The organism is Paenibacillus sp. DS2015 (assembly GCF_050433705.1).
Taxonomy (GTDB): Bacteria; Bacillota; Bacilli; order Paenibacillales; family Paenibacillaceae; genus Paenibacillus_AQ.
Genome location: NZ_JBNPWS010000025.1, coordinates 42,994 through 56,625, shown reverse-complemented (window position 1 = coordinate 56,625; position 13,632 = coordinate 42,994). Strand labels below are relative to the sequence as shown.

At 41.1% G+C, this 13,632-nt stretch carries 12 protein-coding genes; 2 read left to right on the top strand and 10 right to left on the bottom strand.

Features of this window, described 5'->3' with window-relative positions:
* Positions 1–3: 3 nt before the first annotated feature.
* Together J2T13_RS19110 and bcp are read right to left on the bottom strand one after the other, a co-directional pair.
* A complete protein-coding gene (locus J2T13_RS19110; protein ID WP_429373958.1) occupies positions 4–297 on the bottom strand; it encodes a hypothetical protein in 294 nt (97 codons plus the stop codon).
* Positions 298–761: 464 nt separating this feature from the next.
* Positions 762–1,238 (bottom strand): thioredoxin-dependent thiol peroxidase, encoded by a 477-nt coding sequence (gene bcp, locus J2T13_RS19105; RefSeq protein WP_429373957.1) that lies wholly within the window; start codon positions 1,236–1,238, stop codon positions 762–764.
* 140 nt (positions 1,239–1,378) lie between these two features.
* On the opposite strand from bcp, the gene J2T13_RS19100 reads away from it, so the two are divergent.
* Together J2T13_RS19100 and J2T13_RS19095 are read left to right on the top strand one after the other, a co-directional pair.
* Positions 1,379–2,380, top strand: a complete 1,002-nt coding sequence (locus J2T13_RS19100; protein WP_429373956.1) for an LCP family protein — start codon at positions 1,379–1,381, stop codon at positions 2,378–2,380.
* 103 nt (positions 2,381–2,483) lie between these two features.
* Positions 2,484–3,797 (top strand): glutamate-1-semialdehyde 2,1-aminomutase, encoded by a 1,314-nt coding sequence (locus tag J2T13_RS19095; protein WP_429373955.1) that lies wholly within the window; start codon positions 2,484–2,486, stop codon positions 3,795–3,797.
* Positions 3,798–3,939: 142 nt separating this feature from the next.
* Here the strand turns inward: J2T13_RS19095 and J2T13_RS19090 are convergent, their stop codons facing one another.
* The 8 genes from J2T13_RS19090 to J2T13_RS19055 form a co-directional block, all read right to left on the bottom strand.
* Positions 3,940–4,332: a sensory rhodopsin transducer gene (locus J2T13_RS19090; RefSeq protein ID WP_429373954.1), complete on the bottom strand. Its 393-nt coding sequence runs from the start codon at positions 4,330–4,332 to the stop codon at positions 3,940–3,942.
* 17 nt (positions 4,333–4,349) lie between these two features.
* A complete protein-coding gene (locus tag J2T13_RS19085) occupies positions 4,350–5,384 on the bottom strand; it encodes a glycoside hydrolase family 88/105 protein (RefSeq protein WP_429373977.1) in 1,035 nt (344 codons plus the stop codon).
* Positions 5,385–5,423: 39 nt separating this feature from the next.
* Positions 5,424–6,572 carry a rhamnogalacturonan acetylesterase gene (locus J2T13_RS19080; RefSeq protein ID WP_429373953.1) on the bottom strand — a complete coding sequence of 383 codons (1,149 nt, stop codon included), beginning with the start codon at positions 6,570–6,572 and terminating at the stop codon, positions 5,424–5,426.
* Between the two features lie 21 nt (positions 6,573–6,593).
* Positions 6,594–7,424 carry a carbohydrate ABC transporter permease gene (locus J2T13_RS19075; protein WP_429373952.1) on the bottom strand — a complete coding sequence of 277 codons (831 nt, stop codon included), beginning with the start codon at positions 7,422–7,424 and terminating at the stop codon, positions 6,594–6,596.
* Position 7,425: 1 nt separating this feature from the next.
* Positions 7,426–8,328, bottom strand: a complete 903-nt coding sequence (locus J2T13_RS19070) for a carbohydrate ABC transporter permease (protein ID WP_429373951.1) — start codon at positions 8,326–8,328, stop codon at positions 7,426–7,428.
* A gap of 435 nt (positions 8,329–8,763) precedes the next feature.
* Positions 8,764–10,059, bottom strand: coding sequence for an ABC transporter substrate-binding protein (locus tag J2T13_RS19065; RefSeq protein ID WP_429373976.1), 1,296 nt, complete (start codon positions 10,057–10,059; stop codon positions 8,764–8,766).
* A 184-nt stretch (positions 10,060–10,243) separates the two neighbouring features.
* Positions 10,244–11,803: a response regulator transcription factor gene (locus tag J2T13_RS19060; RefSeq protein WP_429373950.1), complete on the bottom strand. Its 1,560-nt coding sequence runs from the start codon at positions 11,801–11,803 to the stop codon at positions 10,244–10,246.
* A complete protein-coding gene (locus tag J2T13_RS19055; RefSeq protein ID WP_429373975.1) occupies positions 11,796–13,532 on the bottom strand; it encodes a sensor histidine kinase in 1,737 nt (578 codons plus the stop codon). The genes J2T13_RS19060 and J2T13_RS19055 overlap by 8 nt, the downstream gene beginning before the upstream one ends.
* Positions 13,533–13,632 lie beyond the last annotated feature (100 nt).

Below are 13,632 nucleotides of genomic sequence, written 5' to 3'. Positions count from 1 at the left end.
AAATTAGTAATTAAAATCATAGTACACAAAGTTACCGGCATGCCTTACATCAATTTCAGCCCAATTCCCAGCAATATCGCTATCTACAAAGGGAATAGTACCAGAAGCATTTGTAAGCTTAACTTGATGTGCTTTTGAATCATGATAACCATGTATAAAGTCTTCGTCGATGGCCCATTTGTTAAATCCGTAATTTACTTCCCATGTATGAAAACCAGTTCCACCGCTATCATATAAAGTCCATGAATTAGCAAATCCTTGTCCGCTAACTGCTATAAGCAGAAGCAGAAGCAGCAAGAGAAAATTGACCTAATGCAAGTGCACTTGAAAGCAACAATTTTTTCATTGATTCATTCTCCTTTTATATTACATTATTAGTAGTTAAACTAATGATAGCTGGCCAGCTTATCAATATCTCAACTATTAAACTATATTATAAAAAAAGTATAAATGGTATATTTATCTAAAAAATTAAAAAATATGTAATTCAGATTAGTTACTTAACTTTCGTAGCTCAAATCTAAAAAACATAATATAGAATATCTTTTAGTCAATTTATCCTCGATATGGCAAGACCCATCATGCCATTTGTCCAACTTTTCTATTTCCTAATCAAAGTGAATGAACTATTTAGATAATTCTAGGTAAGTCTAGAATCTATCAATTGGCACACCCGTGGAAGAGATAAGTAGACCCTCCCCAATGATAGTCTCGCAATTAAAAACCCAGTCAACATGTTGCTGGGTTTACTCTAATGGCATTTACTCCATTGAATTATTCTCCATATAACGTAAAACATCAGGTATATGGTTAGCTACTTTAACCTTGCGCCATTCTTTTACAAGTACTCCCTCTTCATTAATGAGAAACGTAGATCTTACAATACCCAGATATTCTCTTCCATACATTTTCTTAAGCTGCCAGACCCCATATAATTCACTTACGCCATGATCAGTATCTGATAAAAGGAGAAACGGAAGCTGATTACGCTCGATAAATTTATCGTGTGACTTCAATTCATCCGGGCTAATTCCAAGAATAACAGCACCTAGCTTTTCCATATCGGAATTAGCATCTCGGAAGCTACAAGCTTCTTGTGTACAGCCTGGTGTCATATTCTTCGGGTAGAAATACAGAACCACTTTACGACCCTTATACTGACTTAAGGATACCTCCTCACCATTCGACGCCTTAAGTGTGAATTCTGGAGCCCTGTTCCCTATTTGCAATGATTCCATGTTACCATTCTCCTTTATATGTCATTATTCTACTTAATAAATTGATTGTATCTGCAAAAAAAATTATAATATAATGAATCCTAATTCATCAAAGTCTAAAATGTACCTATTTCCCATAGTTGTGAAAGGAAGAAGCTTGAATGACGAGAAAGACGAAAAGAACCGTATGGTGGGTTGTGGCTGTAATCATGCTTGCAGTTGTTGGTTATGTCGTATATTATTTCACATCCATTTATAATGGTCTAGAAGGATTGAACAAAGAAGGTAAAGAATCTCCCTTTAGTCATATACAACAGGTCGAGGCAGCGACTTCAGAACCTCCCAAATGGGAAGGAATGGAACTCGTTAGCATTCTGATCATGGGTGTAGATGGACGTGGGCTTACTGAAGGTGAGATTCCTAGATCTGACAGCATGATGGTCGCTACCCTTGACCCTATCGAGAAGAAAATCCATCTTTTTTCTATCCTAAGAGACGCGTACGTTGATATTCCTGAACACAGCAAGGATCGCATCAACACAGCCATTACTCATGGTCCTAACACAGCCATGAAAGCCATTAGCGATCTTCTGGGAATTCCGGTGCAATACTATGTCTACACAGACTTTCAAGGGTTTATTAAATTAGTTGATTCCGTTGGTGGCGTTGATTTCTTTGTTGAGAAAGATATGAAATATTCAAGCAAGGCGGATAAGCACGAATATGATATTGATCTCAAAAAAGGTATGCAGCATTTAGATGGTGATAAGGCTCTACAATATGTGAGGTTCCGACATGATGCCTTATCTGACTATACCCGTACAGAGAGGCAAAGAGAATTCTTTAAAACCGTAGCTGATAAGATGCAGTCTACAACTTCGATCATGAAACTTCCAGCCATACTGGAAGAGGTTAGTCCATTCGTAGATACCAATCTATCCATCAATGATATGTGGAAACTAGCTAATATTGGATATCAGAGTTCCATTGAGGGCAGTGAGCAAATTCCTCCGATGAGTCTTCTTGCAGAAGAGAATGTTGGTGGTGCATCTGTAATCACTGTGAAAAACCTTGAGGATCTAAAAAGCTATGTTCAGACTGTACTAGAAAACACTGAAACAGAGCCAACTGTAGATGGAGCAGCAGTAGAAACAACACAATAAAATCTGGCGTAATTGTTACCTCGCCTGCAAAGAGTGGAAGCAACCTTAACAACAAGGTTGGCTTCCACTCTCTCGCGAAACGATGAAAGGAAGTTCTAACCCCATGAAAAAACGTACTCAATCTGAACATCTCTATCAAGAAGCCTTGCAACATATTGTCGGTGGCGTTAACAGCCCTTCTCGCTCATTTAAAGCGGTAGGTGGCGGGGCGCCCGTATTTATGAAGCGAGCTAAAGGCGCTCATTTCTGGGATGTCGATGATAACAAATATATTGATTATCTAGCGGCATATGGTCCCATCATTACCGGACATGCCCATCCTCATATTACAGCAGCGATAACCAAAGCGGCTGAGAATGGTACGCTTTATGGCGTTCCTACGGAGTGGGAAATTCAGTTAGCACTTATGTTGAAAGAGGCTATTCCTTCCATGGATAAGGTCCGGTTCGTCAATTCCGGCACCGAAGCCGTCATGACAACGATTCGAGTAGCTAGAGCATACACGAAACGCAACAAAATCATTAAATTTGCCGGTTGCTACCACGGTCATTCAGACTTAGTTCTTGTAGCTGCTGGATCGGGTCCTTCAACACTAGGTATCCCAGATAGTGCCGGGGTTCCAGCAAGCATTGCTCAAGAAGTCATTACAGTACCTTTTAACGATTTAGATGGACTTAAAGCAGCGCTAGAGCGTTGGGGAGATGATGTCGCCGCTGTCATGGTGGAACCCATTGTAGGCAACTTCGGAATGGTAATGCCTCACGATGGATTTCTAGAGGGTCTATGCAAGATGACTCATGATAATGGCTCCCTCGTCATCTATGATGAAGTAATCACAGCTTTCCGCTTCCACTATGGCTCCACTCAAACGTTTGCTGGTTTACACAATCATGATGCTATCGTTCCCGACCTTACAGCTCTAGGTAAAATCATTGGAGGTGGGTTACCGATTGGTGCCTACGGCGGTAGAAAACATGTTATGGAACAGGTCGCTCCACTAGGCCCTGCTTATCAAGCCGGAACGATGGCGGGTAACCCTGCTTCCGTTCTTGCAGGTATTGCTTGTTTAGAAGTATTACAAGGCGAGGGTGTCTATGAAGAGATGAATCGTCTAGCTGTGAATCTTACCGAGGGTATACAAGCTTCTGCAGATCGTCACGATATTCCACTCACAATCAACCGAATTCGTGGCTCCTTCTCTACCCATTTCTGTGATCACCCGGTTACGAACTATGATGAAGCGCAAGACACAGATGGAGAAGTATTTGCGGCATTCTTCCGTCATATGCTCGATCGTGGCATTAATCTTGCTCCATCTAAATATGAGGCTTGGTTCCTCACAACAGCTCATACAGATGAAGACATCGACCGGACGCTAGAAGCTGCCGATGAGTCATTTCGTGAGATGACTCTTTAGTATTCATATTAAAGAGGTGCTCTCCAAATCTAATTCGATCTAGAGCGCACCTCCTTATCTTCATTCACCAATAAAAAGAACTCCGAGATCATCTTCTTGGAGTTCTTTTATCATTTCATTTTTATGATAAAATTTCATTCATTTATGATATAGGATGTGCCATAACACTCATCAGTGCTAACTCAGCTTGCGTTGAATCTAATCGGCTATACTGAACGATGACCGGAACACTACTCTCAACCATAATCGCGTAAGGAACCCCTTTGGGAATATATTGACCCTCCATGCGTAATAAGGCTGTCCGAATATGCTTCGTTCTCCGTCCTTCGACTGATTCAGAAATGTTCTCTAAAGGTTCACGATCTTCAAAGAAGATCGTAATGTTAAGTTCTGCTGTCTGAGTCCCACAGTTCAACACACAGATGCTTTCATGACTCTCTAGCTCACCTTGACTTACCAGAGGAATATAACCGTCAGGAATAACCCAATACGTATTTCCTTGTCCTCGGTGCTGAGAGCTACTTGATTCATTCATCTAGTTGCCTTCCTTTCTTATCCATACATATTTTCTTTGGTCCGTAACAACTCTGCAAGAAAGGCTAATGTTAATCCTTGACCCCAACCCTGAATACGGTTATATGGCACCTCACGGTAACCTTGAATATCGTTCATCACAGCTGTTCCTGCAGATACCTCGGTCACTGTTCCATCTTCCTTAATACGTGCCAATATCCCATCAATAGCCTTCTGCGTATACTTATTATACAAACGGCCTCGCATCAAAATAGCAGTAGCAATGCCTGCCGAGCCCGATACCTCTAGGTAGGAAGACTCGTCTTCTAATATAGTGTACCATAGTCCTTCAGGAGACTGTAAGCGAACCAATGCACTAAGTTGATCACGAAGTGAGCCATCAATCATCATATAGGATGGATGAGTAACTTCCACAAGCTTCAACGCCTTCGACATCGTAAGTGCAGCCCATGAATTTCCACGAGCCCAATACATACCCGACATATGATTCTGGTTCAGATGATCCCAGCCATGATAATATAGATTGCTATTCTGATCTTGAAGAACCTTCTCATGTCCGTGATACTGCTTCAATCCATCCTCAATATAATTCCTGTTACCTGTTAAATATCCAATTCTCAACAAGTAATAGCCTGCCATGAACATCGTATCTACCCAAGCTTGCTCAGGGAAAATATCATTGACAGAATTGACGGTGTGTTGAAAAACACCCTCGCCAAATCGCTCTGCTTTATGCGTTAGAAACTCGGCCATTTCGATAGCAATATCTAAATATTTCTGTTCCTGAGTTGCTTCATACAAGGTCAGCAATGAATGTCCAACCGATACCCCATTCACAGAGAGCTTAGGTAATCCATCTTCAATATTCTCATCCGCCCAAGTCTTAAGACGTTCTAAGTATTCAACCTTACCTGTAGCATGATAAGCCTCACAAATTCCGTAGAATGCCACACCACCAGGCCAATCCCAATGAAAGTCCATATTAAACGTACGATCCACCACACGGTCGATCACCTTCTTAATTTCCTCTTCATCGAATACTAATGCAGGCATCATAATCCGCCTCTTTTCTCCCTAATTCTATTACTATAGTTACCTCACATACATTCGGAGTGGTTGTAAATCCAGCTTAATAATACCTTCTATAACTAGCTCTGCTAAGCGTAATGCCCCACGTTCTTGGAAATGTGTATTATCCTCAACTCCTCCAGAATGATTCATATACTCACCAGGATAACTCCACATAAAATAGTCCTTACTTCCCTCTATCCCCGCTGCTTCATATAGAAGTTTACTCTCTGCTGCCAAGTCAATGAGAGGCACATCCTCTTCCATGGCCAATTCTTTCATCGCGATAATATAATCGCCATGTGTATCAGATAGTGTGCCATCTTCATTGAAGTAGCGCCTGTGTACCGGCGTCACCAGAACAGGCCGCGCCTGTTGGTCCCTTGCGGCGTCAATATAGAGCTTCAAATATTGTTTATAGGTTGTAAATGGCTCGGTTCCACGAGGAATATCACTTTTCTCGTCATTATGTCCGAATTGAATGAAGAGGAAATCCTCTGCCTTCATCTTCTCCAAGATCGACTCAAGCCGCCCCTCGTCTATGAAGCTCCGTGAACTCCGTCCAGACTCCGCATGATTATCTACAACCACATCATGCTTGAATAATTGTGGAAGCATTTGTCCCCAACCCGCATTAGGATATCCAATGGATGGCTGATCCGTCACCGTTGAGTCGCCAGCTAGAAAAATCGTAAGCGTCTCCTCGGCAGAAGAAACATTCAAGACATTAATTCGAGGAGCTGCCCCTGAAAATCTGAGCACAAGCTTTCCACCTCTTACAGGTACTGTGAACATCACTGTCCTGAACTGTCCTGCTATCGTTGGGATCGGGGGTAGGACTGCCTTACTCTCTCCTGCCTTCAAGACCGTTAACGTATCTGCGAGTAGATCGCCCATCTGCGCGATCACTCGGTACGTTCCATCAGGTACTTTGACCACAAAATTAACCCCTATTGGGATACAGAAACTATGAATTAGATGTTCCTCTGCATGATGAGTTTCTCCCACACTCAACTCTTGCTGTCTACGAGATCGGCCATTCACTTGGCCATTCCCTTCGAACCCATAACCTACTTCTTCATCATATCGTAGCTGTGGAGAGACCCCAATATAACCTTTCATAGGTTGACCAGGCCCAAAATCAAATGCCCACTCCCGATTTACACTATTCATAAAAGCCATACATCTCCTTTCCTACCCCTTCAAGCCGCTACTACTCATACCCTCAACAATTTGCTTCTGAAAGGCAAAGAATACAGCAATAACAGGGATCAGACTGACAATGGACATGGCGAACATCGCACCCCAGTTAGAAGCAGACTCACTATCAAGGAACATCTTAAGAGCCATAGAGACTGTATACTTTTCGGGTGAATTAAGATAGAGTACGGGACCCAGTAAATCCTCCCAGCGCCAATAGAAAGAGAAGATAGCAGCTGTAGCCAAAGAAGATTTAAGGAGTGGCATAATAATTTGTAAATACAACCGAAACTTACTAGCTCCATCAATCGCAGCAGCATCATCCAACTCACCGGGTATCGTTCGTATGAACTGTACCATCAAGAATATAAAGAATGGCATCCCGAAGAATGAAGGCACAACCAGCGGTAAAATGCTATTTACCCAACCCAGCTTAGTAAAGATAATGTATTGTGGAACGAGTACCACATCACTGGGAAGCATCAGGGTTACCATCATAAGTGCGAACCAGAACTTCTGCCCTACAAATCTCAGACGAGCAAAGCCGAATGCAACTAGGGACGATGAGATCACAGCTCCAACAGTTGCAATGGCAACAATGATAAAAGTATTCATCATATATCTGCTAAAGGGATATGAAGTTCCTTTCCAACCTACAGCGTAGTTACTCCAAATCCACGGATTAGGAAATAGCGTATCCGCTGTTGAGAATATCGTACGGCTTTCTTTGAATGAACTGAAGAGCATCCACAAAACAGGATAGAGCATAAGTATTGCAAGCGCAGCTACTAGAATATGATAGAGAGGCCATTTAATTCTTCTCATCTCAGCGGCCCCCTTCCGATTCATAGAATACCCATAACTTGGATGTAAGAAATACGATGCCTGTCATAATTCCGATTAGAATAAGCATGATCCAAGCCATGGCAGCCGCATAGCCCATATTATTAAACATAAATGCCTGACGGAATAAATAAAGGGAATACAGCATCGTTCCATCCATTGGACCGCCTTCTCCTTTGGAGATGATATAAGCAGGAACAAAGGTCATGAACGCACTGATTGTTTGCATAATTAAGTTGAAGAGTATAATTGGACTAAGTAATGGCAATGTAATGCTGAAGAACTTACGTATCGGTTTAGCTCCATCAACCCCAGCCGCTTCGTACATTTCCGGAGAAATATTCTTGAGACCCGCTAGGAAGATGAGCATAGAAGAACCGAACTGCCACACAGACAGTGAAATAAGCATCATAAGGGAGGCATTAGGATCTCCGAACCATGATACTGGAGAAATTCCAACCCATCCTAATAAACTATTAATAATTCCCTCATTACTAAAAATATTACGCCACATGATAGATACTGCGACGCTACCACCGATGATGGATGGTAGATAGTACATTGTACGATATGTACCGACCATGCGAGATTTCGTGTTTAGAATCATCGCTACGAACAGAGCAAAAATCAGTCGCAGGGGTACCCCCACCAATACATAAATAAAGGTAACCTTTACGGAATTCCAATACTTCGGATCATTTGTAAACATCTTTTCGAAATTGTCCAATCCTACCCACTTAGGAGAAGTAAACAGATTATAACTTGTAAAGGATAGATACAATGAAATAACCATGGGTATAAGTGTAAATGCTAGAAAACCAATAACAAATGGACTGATAAAGGCGTATCCCGTTATATTGGTTTTTAGACTTAAATTTCGCCGCATGATGACCAAGCCTCCTCTTCTGCTGTGCACACATCTAATACATATGCGGAAGTGAAATGGATCCCACAAGGGTCACATTTCACTTCCCAAGTCTAATAATCAATGTGCTAAAGCAGAGAATTACAATGTTTAAAAGGTTGTTCAAAAAGTCATCTTTTGATCACGAAGCATATCAAGAGGCCTAATCGACGCCGAAGATTGAATTCAGCCGCTCTTAGCGTATGCTTTCGAAGAATGTTTCCTTCGGAAACATTTTAGGTGCTCACGTAGGTACTGCAAGCGCATGCTTCCGAAGTCGTTTTCTACGAAAACGTGTAGCTCCGCTCCTCACTCCCTTGCTTCATCCAATTTTCTGAGGCGTTTCACAGAAACGCAACATCGTAAGCATACACTTTAGTGCTGAAAAGCCGACTTTTTGAACACGCACTTTGACTATTATTTATTGTTGGCAAGGATAGCGTTCGCTTCTGCTCTAAATTTAGGAGCTACTTCTTTAGCTGTTGCTTTGCCAAAGTTAATTTGTTCTGTATAGTCAGTTAACATTGCAATAATCTCAGGAGAACCCACTGGCGGCGGAGGACTCATTGGTGACGCATGTGGCTCCATGTCAGCTACGAAACTGAATACTTGTTTAGTTTGTTCACTAAGTTCAGGGGCTACAGCTTCTTTAATCTTGCTCGATATAGGTACCCCGCGGTCACCCTTTATCAATTTATTCGCTTCTACATCGTTAGTCCAATAGTCAATAAATTTAGCAGCTTCTTCTTGAACCTTGGAACTAGACGTTACAGCCCAATACATACTAGGTTGCATATACAGACCTTTATCCATATCTGGACCGGCCATTTGTGCAATTTCCATAGGACGGTTTACAACAGACTGCAAGCCTATGAATTGATTAGACCATTGCCAAATGCCGATTCCTTTCTCTTTCACGATATCTGACTCTTCCACTATTCCTTTAGACTGGTTCACGGTTGCTGGATCTGGTTCAGCTCCCGCTTTCACCAAACGAGCGTGACGATCAAATAGTTCTTCGAACAGGGCGTCATCCTCATATCCGAGCGCTGTGCCTTCTGCATTGTAGAGTGAGGCCCCTTTGGTGCGAAGGAAATAGTTGAAGAAGATATCTGGGGCAATGCCGTTATCAAAATACAACTTACTTGATGCAGCCTTCATTGCTAGCTCTTCATACTGATCCCAAGTCCAGTCTGCTGGAATCGCATCAATACCTGCCTTCTTCAGAAGCGCTGGATCGTAATGGAATCCAAGAACGTTAACACCTGTAGGAATACCGTACTGTACTCCAGCTACGACTCCTGTACTGAGCACGTTCTCGCTGACATCACCCACTTGAATTTGCTTGTTCAAGTAAGGAGCTAAATCTGCAAGCTGTCCGTTCTTGGCATACTGACTAATATAGGAGATATCCATCTGTACAATATCCGGTAATTTGTTCGCTGCAGCCTGAGGAGCGAGTTTCTTCCAGTAGTCATCAAATGAAGCATATTCAACATCGATTTTGACATTCGGATTTTTTTCCTTATACATATCAATCACTTTTTGGGTATACTCATGACGGGAATCAGATCCCCACCACGCAATCCGTAAAGTTACATTTTTAGTCCCCTCCGAATCTGTTGCTCCTGAGCTGCTCCCTTGTGTATTCTTATTGTTCTCTGCATTCCCACAAGCCGTTACGAACAGTAGCATCATTACCGTCATTAACATTGCTGCTTTTTTCTTCAAGTCTGATCGCCCCTTTTCATTTGTGATCATGAACATTTTTTGTTTGTTAACGCTTTCATGTTTGTAAATTCATTTTCCCAAATTCGGCCATGGAATTGAATACACAAATCAGAGCTATTGGTTAAAAAAACAGAGTTTTACAACCAACTGAAAATAAGTGAGTCATTTATTCACTTGTCTTCTTAAATTCCGTAGGAGTCATTCCCTTCCACTTCTTGAATACCTGACTGAAATATTGTGAATTACCCCCAAATCCAAATAAATCTGCGAGTTCAAATACTCTTACATCACCGCTACAGCGAATATATTCACAAGCCCGATCAATACGATACTGATTCACATAATAATTGAAATTACTACCTGTCACTTTTTTGAAAACTTTGCCTAGGTAGTCCGGATTCATATATAAAATTTGATTAGCCACACCATTTAACGATAAGTCTTCATGACTGTAATTAGTCTCGATTATAGCGATCATTTTATCTACAATGGAGGACTGACGGTTAATATTATTACTGTAATAGCCGGCAGTCAATTGACTCGCTGCTTTAAATACATATGATCTCAACCCCGCAAGTGTATTAATCTCAGCTAATTGTGCCATGCCCTTCGTAAACGCATTAGTCTCCGCTGAAGAACAGATGCGAATCATTGCAGCATAGAGCTGTAGCACATACGAACGCGTTACACCTATATCTAAACGAAGCTCATCTAAATATCCAAATAATCGATCTAATTCGTAGGATACTTCCTGTTCATTTCCTGATTTAATAAGTAGACAGAACTTTTCCTCATCTAGTATGTAATTTAGATCCATTCCCACCTCTGTATCAGGCAGTGCTAAATCATGCATCATGATCAAGCTTCCTTCACCGACATAGAAGCGATGATTCATACATTGCAGCATTTCCCTATACAACTTCCGCGAATATATCATGAGGTCGGCCTCGCTGAGTGCAATAGTGACATCTAGTTTATAGAACTTATAGAATGTTCTCTTAACAGCTTCAATACCTTGAATAAGTTGCTCCACATCTTCAGGATTGGGTAGCAGAATCAAGAGTTGGCCTTCAATAGTAGTACTTAGTAATACTCCTTCAAGGATGTCCTCGGCAATATTCTTTAAAGCAAACATTTGCTCATATTCATGCGAATTTCCAACTCTAAAAAGAATCATCCGAACGGACTGACTATTTAATTCAAGATTAAATAACTCCTGATAATACTCCAAATCAGTATTGCCATAGGTCTTATTCGTAATGAATTCTTTCAAAAATTGCTCTTTTACATGAGGTAGCACTTTTTTGAGTCCCTGCTTCATTTGATCAACAAATTCATCCCGTTCATTCTGCTCTTCTCGCTCTTTAAGTAGCTCAGCGATCGCTGCTAGAATCTGCCCCTCATTACATGGCTTAAGTAAATAATGCTTCACCCCATGCTGCATAGCACGTCTAGCATATTCAAAATCCTTATATCCAGACAGCATAATAAATCGTACATTCGGAAAATTTATAGCCGTTTTCTCCACAAGTCCTAAACCATCAAGCCCTGGCATGGAAATATCACTGATGACAATATCAGGCTGACTCAGAGTAATTTTGTTATAGGCTTCGATTCCATTCCTGGCAGTATCGACAAGTTGCAAATCACAGCTACTCCAGTCCACCACCTGGGAAATCCCTTCAAGAATCATACGTTCATCATCTACCAGCATTATTTTATACATCGATATCTTCTCCTTTAACAAAAGGAATATGGACTTGAATAGAAGTTTTTGTGTTGGGTTCACTTTCAATATGAATCCCCCATTCATTACCGAAGGTAAGCTTGATTCGTTCCTCAATATTAGAGAGTCCTATACCTTGTCCACGAGTCTTCACTTTTCCGCCGAATAGTTGAGTAAGGAATTCCGAGTCCATTCCGGCTCCGTCATCTTGAACCGAAATAAGTATGCCTCCATCCTTTTCGCTTACAATAATTCGAATTCGACAAGGCTCGATCCTAGGCTCCAACGCATAATGAATAGCATTCTCAACTAGCGGTTGTAAAGTTAGCTTAGGAATAAGTGCATTCTCAAGGGAAGTCGGCATATCAACGCTGAAATCTAATCGCTCCTCAAAACGTGTCCTCTGAATGGTTACGTAACTCCACACAATATCCATTTCTCGTTTAAGTGGAATCAGTTGCTCACTGAAGCTTATTGAACTACGAAGCAGAAATCCGAGTGATTCTACCATTGTGGATATTTGATCTTGTTTATTCGTCTTGGCTAACCAATTAATCGATTCAAGAGTGTTATATAGAAAATGCGGATTGATCTGCGCCTGAAGAGCCTTTAGCTCCGTTTCTCGGATCAAAAGCTGCTTTGTATAGTTCTCGTTAATTAATTCACGTATGCGTTGAATCATCATTTTGAACGTTCGGTGAAGCAACCCTACCTCTGATTTTACAGATAATGGAACCGCACCTAACGCCAATTCTTCTAAGTTGTCGAGATCACCTTTTTCCATATCTCTCATCTTTTTGATAAGCCTCTCAATGGGCCTAGTAATACTACGTGAAAGCTTCGTTCCGCATAGAATCGCAACTACAAAAATAAATATAAAGATAATCATGACTATACTTTTAATAAACGTAATACGTTCAAACATGCGATCAAACGGAGTAATATGAAAATAAGTCCAATCTGTATTCGAAGAACGGTATTTAGCTGTAAAATATCTACCATGCTCATAAGACTCAATGCTGTAGGGTTCTGTACTATTCATTTCTGTTAAAACCTCGTTACCTGTTAGAAGTGGCTTCTCTGGATACAATATATCCTTTCCATCTGAGATAATGAGTTGGTCACCATTACCCGCATCTTGTACTTGATCATCTACAATGCGATCGATGCGTACGCGAAAGGCAAGCGTACCCAGGTTCTCCAGCGTGAAGGTAGAATCCGTAAATGACCTAATCTGTCGAACCCCAAGTAAGGAAAACCCTCTTCCTCCCAGCATCCAACCATTAGAACCATTATATTGTTCACCTAGTGAAATGAGTTCATTCTGTAACGATTCTGGAATTCCCTCGCGATTGCCCGCCACCATGACGTTTTTATCATTGTCGATAACCATCATAGAATACACGTACTTCTCTGAACCCGCAAAAGCAATAATACGATTCGTGATTTTCTTCTTCAGTACTAGCTTTTCATAGCCAGAGCTCTCATTCTTAAGTTGAGTTAAATATTTCTGAATCTGTTCATCCGATACAACCTTGAATGAAAGTTCATCCATCTCCTTGAGCTGATTCTCAATACCAACAGAGGACATCGTTAGAACTTGTGATGATTTCTCATAGATTTGTTCGTCATATATATTGAACATACTTTGAAGAACGGTAATATAAATTGCAAAGCTCACGAGCAGAAGTAATGAGATAAGACCAATCATTTTATTGTGAATACCCATGTCCGTGAAAGCGCTCTTATATTTCCGTATCAAAATAATACCATCCCTTTCAAAGTAGCGTTCTGTTAATCCTTGGTTTACTTTACACTGTTCCACTTTA

Coding starts and splice junctions, on each gene's coding strand:
- J2T13_RS19065 (WP_429373976.1), bottom strand. CDS start 10,059: ATGTTAATGACGGTAATGATGCTACTGTTCGTAACGGCTTGTGGGAAT.
- J2T13_RS19080 (WP_429373953.1), bottom strand. CDS start 6,572: ATGAATAGTGTAAATCGGGAGTGGGCATTTGATTTTGGGCCTGGTCAA.
- J2T13_RS19085 (WP_429373977.1), bottom strand. CDS start 5,384: ATGCCTGCATTAGTATTCGATGAAGAGGAAATTAAGAAGGTGATCGAC.
- J2T13_RS19055 (WP_429373975.1), bottom strand. CDS start 13,532: ATGGGTATTCACAATAAAATGATTGGTCTTATCTCATTACTTCTGCTC.
- J2T13_RS19075 (WP_429373952.1), bottom strand. CDS start 7,424: ATGAGAAGAATTAAATGGCCTCTCTATCATATTCTAGTAGCTGCGCTT.
- J2T13_RS19095 (WP_429373955.1), top strand. CDS start 2,484: ATGAAAAAACGTACTCAATCTGAACATCTCTATCAAGAAGCCTTGCAA.
- J2T13_RS19090 (WP_429373954.1), bottom strand. CDS start 4,332: ATGAATGAATCAAGTAGCTCTCAGCACCGAGGACAAGGAAATACGTAT.
- J2T13_RS19100 (WP_429373956.1), top strand. CDS start 1,379: ATGACGAGAAAGACGAAAAGAACCGTATGGTGGGTTGTGGCTGTAATC.
- J2T13_RS19070 (WP_429373951.1), bottom strand. CDS start 8,328: ATGCGGCGAAATTTAAGTCTAAAAACCAATATAACGGGATACGCCTTT.
- J2T13_RS19060 (WP_429373950.1), bottom strand. CDS start 11,803: ATGTATAAAATAATGCTGGTAGATGATGAACGTATGATTCTTGAAGGG.
- bcp (WP_429373957.1), bottom strand. CDS start 1,238: ATGGAATCATTGCAAATAGGGAACAGGGCTCCAGAATTCACACTTAAG.